The organism is Caballeronia sp., from assembly GCF_049581465.1.
Taxonomy (GTDB): domain Bacteria; phylum Pseudomonadota; class Gammaproteobacteria; order Burkholderiales; family Burkholderiaceae; genus Caballeronia.
In genome coordinates, this window is record NZ_JBAUSA010001047.1 from 1 (window position 1) to 4,052 (window position 4,052).

General features: G+C 58.2%; 4 protein-coding genes and 1 pseudogene. 2 read left to right on the forward strand and 3 right to left on the reverse strand.

Going from position 1 to position 4,052, the window contains the following annotated elements; genetic code table 11:
• Positions 1 to 696: 696 nt before the first annotated feature.
• On the reverse strand, positions 697 to 927 hold the full coding sequence (locus WCA53_RS25640) for a hypothetical protein (protein WP_423917028.1): 231 nt from the start codon (positions 925 to 927) through the stop codon (positions 697 to 699).
• A gap of 309 nt (positions 928 to 1,236) precedes the next feature.
• On the opposite strand from WCA53_RS25640, the gene WCA53_RS25645 reads away from it, so the two are divergent.
• Positions 1,237 to 1,512, forward strand: a complete 276-nt coding sequence (locus WCA53_RS25645) for an HU family DNA-binding protein (protein ID WP_423917030.1) — start codon at positions 1,237 to 1,239, stop codon at positions 1,510 to 1,512.
• A gap of 361 nt (positions 1,513 to 1,873) precedes the next feature.
• Here the strand turns inward: WCA53_RS25645 and WCA53_RS25650 are convergent, their stop codons facing one another.
• Together WCA53_RS25650 and WCA53_RS25655 are read right to left on the reverse strand one after the other, a co-directional pair.
• Positions 1,874 to 2,242, reverse strand: coding sequence for a hypothetical protein (locus WCA53_RS25650; RefSeq protein ID WP_423917032.1), 369 nt, complete (start codon positions 2,240 to 2,242; stop codon positions 1,874 to 1,876).
• 399 nt (positions 2,243 to 2,641) lie between these two features.
• A pseudogene (locus WCA53_RS25655) lies at positions 2,642 to 3,005 on the reverse strand (transposase); the annotation flags it as partial.
• Positions 3,006 to 3,453: 448 nt separating this feature from the next.
• Between WCA53_RS25655 and WCA53_RS25660 the strand changes: the two are divergent.
• Positions 3,454 to 3,948 carry a hypothetical protein gene (locus WCA53_RS25660; RefSeq protein ID WP_423917034.1) on the forward strand — a complete coding sequence of 165 codons (495 nt, stop codon included), beginning with the start codon at positions 3,454 to 3,456 and terminating at the stop codon, positions 3,946 to 3,948.
• Positions 3,949 to 4,052: the final 104 nt, after the last annotated feature.

The window sequence follows — 4,052 nt, forward strand, 5'->3', positions numbered from 1 at the left end:
TTCAACCGTCGTAAAGCGGCGCGGCACGGCGGCTCGCAAGGATCGCTGTGCCCAAACACCGGCAGCACGCACGGCCAGACCGCGGCCACATCCCATATCGGTAACGAAATTGGGCGCTTTCGTCGCAGTAGCCTTGTCTGATAATTGTTATTAGCATGCAAGGATCTAATCGCTGGACCGGACAGTCTCCGAAAGCAGTAGCTAACGAACGCGCCTTCGGAAAATCGTGGCGTCAACGCCGCTTACAGGGCCATGCGTAACTGATACACCGCCCACATCGTCGATCAGTCGGCACAGCTCGTGAAACATCCGCCTACACTACCGTCGCTGTAGAAGACGCTTAGAATCAAAGTGTTACCTGCAAACTTCTAGAATGTTTCACGAATAGCCCATTGCCTCGCGGGGATAATGCCGACGTCTCACACCTTTCTCGGACGATTGGGTGTTCAAGTTGCCCGACTCGGCTAATTGTATTGAATATTACGTAAATCGTAACGACAGGCTCCTTGTCGCTCGTTGGACTCACCGGCAAAGCCAAAGCTGGTCCTCCTCCGAGCGAAGACTCGCTAAACCCTATCCAACGCGCCATCACAAGTACGGCCTTCGTTTCCCGTCTCCGGCGACCACAAGACTGATCGGGGAGGGGATTGACACCTTCGGTCAGCTGGTCGAATTTTGCAGTACTCACGGCGGTAGCTAGTGGCGCTCGATACGACGCATCACCATCGCGCCCGCGTGCTCGCTGACTGGCCGCGCCGACACGAAATCGCGCGTGGCGCATGCGTCGATGCGGGTGTCGATATCCAACCGCTGGTGAAGGCCGTGGGTCTCGGCGACGTTGTCCTGATTGACGGACAGCTCGGTGGAAGCGGCACAGTTGGCGCAGTTCGAGCCGCCGCGATTCCAACGGCGCTCTCCAGCGAACATGGCACGCTTTTGGAGCTCGAGCCGTTGCCCGGGACATGTCCATCAACGTCGTTCAGCGTATCCTCGGTCACGCATCGTTGCCGCCCACGTCCATTTGTGCGCGCGCCGAACGGCAGCGCATGCTCGATGCATCCGCACAATATTATGCGGATGACGAAGGTTACGCCGACGGTTAACTCAAACGCAGGAGCAGGGCGCTATCGCCGTGATACCGGGGCCGCTCCAAACCAAAGGCGCTTGTCCGGTGCGGTATCCTCCGGACCTGACAGGTACATAGGCTGTCTTTCGCCTAAATTGGAGAACGCGAACATGAACAAACAGGAACTCATCGATGCAGTGGCAAGCGAAGTAGGCATCGCCAAATCCGCCGCAGCCGAAACGATTGACGCATTCCTTGCGACGGTGACGAATGCCGTGGGCAAGGGCGATCCAGTTCAACTGATCGGCTTTGGATCTTTCAGCACGGGCGCGCGTGCGGCCCGAACGGGTCGCAACCCGAAGACCGGCGAGGCGCTTCAAATTGCAGCGTCGACGACCGTGAAGTTCACCGCCGGCAAAGCATTCAAGGACGCAGTGAACAAGTAGGGCGTTGAATGCATTTCCCGTTCGCGGCGCTCGTAATGCGGGTGGTCGCAGTTACGATTCGACGATGGTCCGCCGGCGGTTTGCTCAGATGCCGGCGCGCACTAGAACAACTGGTCGTCGAGCAGTATTAGATTTCTCCACTTCACCGCGCTACGCCGCTCGACACCATCGGCGTGCAGCGAGCGGATCATGACGCGCTCGCCCCGTGCCTCACCCAGCACCTCTACAATTCGGTCGCCGTACCGCGCCAGTGCGCCGCGCTTGGGACGCACCTTTAGCAGGGGGCGGCCGCGGGAGCCTACACGTTTAGCGCGCGGCATGGCTGAAAAGTTAACGCGTTCATTGGAAGGGAGACCGGCAGTTAATCCGATTTCGGGCGAACCAACGGCGAAGCGCGGGTGCCGGCCAGGAATTGGCGTAGTTGTTTTTCGGCTGCCACCACGCGGTGCATCGGCGCCTCACTCAATTGCTGGTCGTGCAGCGCAAGCAAGCGTTCGATCACCGGCGCGTCCTGCTCGCTGAGCATCCACTTGGCGCATTTCGTTGCGACCGCGAGAGCGTTTTCGAACGCCGCTTCTGCGTGTTCGTAGCACTCAAACGGCATATCACCAAACCCCATGCGCTGAAGGAAATAGGCCATATACACCGAACGGACCAGCTCGTTGATCTGATGCCGGTTCCCGCTGTCGCCTCGACAAGCAGCCAGCGCAAGGTGGTGGGTGAGCGACATCTCGCGCGCCGATTGTGCCGCCATCGGTAGCAGCAACGACTTGCTCAGACGTTTTCGGTTGGCACCCGGTCGGGTGGTTTTCGTTTTGTTCCTGCCATGCGCGCATCAAAGCAAAGGAAATATAGGGCCGCCTGCTGTTGACGTCTGATCTAGCCACTGGTCGTCGTTGGCGCCCGAGGCGGGGGTCGAACCGGCACCCGTTTTAAATGGCGCGAATTTTAAGTGCACCGCGTCTACAAATTTCACCACTGAAGCTGGCGGGCCTCCCGTGAGTCGACCACGGTACCAACGGAGAATCCAACGCTGTAATTCTGCATGAGCTAGAGGCTCCATGTGAGCCGCATTTTTGCGCATGAGGGCAAGCGGTCACCCAGTGCTGAAAGGCAGTGAGCGTTCCGCCACCGTCTCCATCATCTGGCCGGCAAGCTCATGCTTCTCGAGTAGATGCCGGCACAGCAGGAACGTGCCCCAGTCCGGTAGCCGCGTGTTCCAGTTATCAAGTCCAGCGAACTCCCGAAGCGGTGGCCGTCATGCAGCGCTGCTTCAATCGCGGGATTACTTAAAGTGAGCCAATGCTGCATGCCGTGGATGCGCGGCATCGTTTCAACAGCAAATGGCGGTCGTCCTCTCTTGCCCGAATTTGCGTGCGGCGTGCCCAACCCGACAAGCCTAGCCCACGGACCAGCCCGAACCATCTCGTTAAGGAACTCCCGCTTGCGCGTGCGTTGGCCGTCAAACCAAGCCCCAGGTTGGCCCGTTTCATTCTCACATTGCCGCCGCCGTCGTCGTATTCGACCCTCACTCCGTCGGATATTTAGGTAAACGCTCCCTAAAGATTGAGCGCGGCTTGTCGTTATTCCAGGTAATGAAATCCTGGAGGTTGTGCGCGGGCGACTCGTTTGATTTGTTGCGCGTACTCGCCGCTTGCGACTAGGCGCGGGGGGTCGATAGTCGGACTGCGCATTGCGAGGGCGGCAGCGCGGGCATGCTAACAGACCATGGCTGTTTGACGCATAGCGATGGACAAGAAAATTGACAAAAAAATGTTCAGAAAAGCAAACACTACAAGAGTACCGGGCATGAAGTTCGGACATCCCGCAGCACGGGAATAGAGCGCGCTACGCGTGCATCAAAGAACATCACGGTCAAATCCGACTGAGCGTCGTCTCAGGCTAAAACCACTGCAGATCGTTTCAACGGGGAATCAACTCATGACGCTTCGCAACTATTGCGTTGCAGCGCTCGCCTGTGTGCTGTTAGTTTCCGGCTGCAAATTCACGGAGAAGGACGCGTCGAAGACGGAAGCCGTGGCATCCGATGTGACTGTCGCCGAGGTGAAGTCCTCACTTGATCAAAAGAATTTCGGCGAAGCATCTGCACTTTCAGACAAGCTCACGGCGGCGAATCCGACCAGCGTGGACGCATGGCTCGTTGCTGCCGATGCAAAGGCTCTGTCAGGTAGTCGGCTCGCAGCCCTCGCCGCGCTCGAGAATGCAATGATCAACGGGATGCATGACGCCAATCGGCTCGACGCCGATGGCTATCTCGACTCGTTGCGGTCGTCGAACGAATACCAGGCACTTCTGGTGCGTTTCGATCTGGCGAGGCCCATTGTCCAGTCTGGCGACACCTCAATCAACGAAACATCTGCCGGCACGGTCGTACGGGCTGGCGGCGTCTCTGTCACGCTTCCCAATTCAAAATAAAGCAAACATGAAAGTTTTCCACAAGAAATTGTTGGGTATAGCTGCGGCTATCGCCTTGACCCCGCTCGCGCATGCGATGGACATCGAGGCGCGTGGGGTAGGGG

What these genes read in the sequence shown, in the direction of transcription:
- WCA53_RS25640 (WP_423917028.1), bottom strand. Translation starts at nt 927, where the DNA reads ATGTTCGCTGGAGAGCGCCGTTGGAATCGCGGCGGCTCGAACTGCGCC.
- WCA53_RS25650 (WP_423917032.1), bottom strand. Translation starts at nt 2,242, where the DNA reads ATGTCGCTCACCCACCACCTTGCGCTGGCTGCTTGTCGAGGCGACAGC.
- WCA53_RS25660 (WP_423917034.1), top strand. Translation starts at nt 3,454, where the DNA reads ATGACGCTTCGCAACTATTGCGTTGCAGCGCTCGCCTGTGTGCTGTTA.
- WCA53_RS25645 (WP_423917030.1), top strand. Translation starts at nt 1,237, where the DNA reads ATGAACAAACAGGAACTCATCGATGCAGTGGCAAGCGAAGTAGGCATC.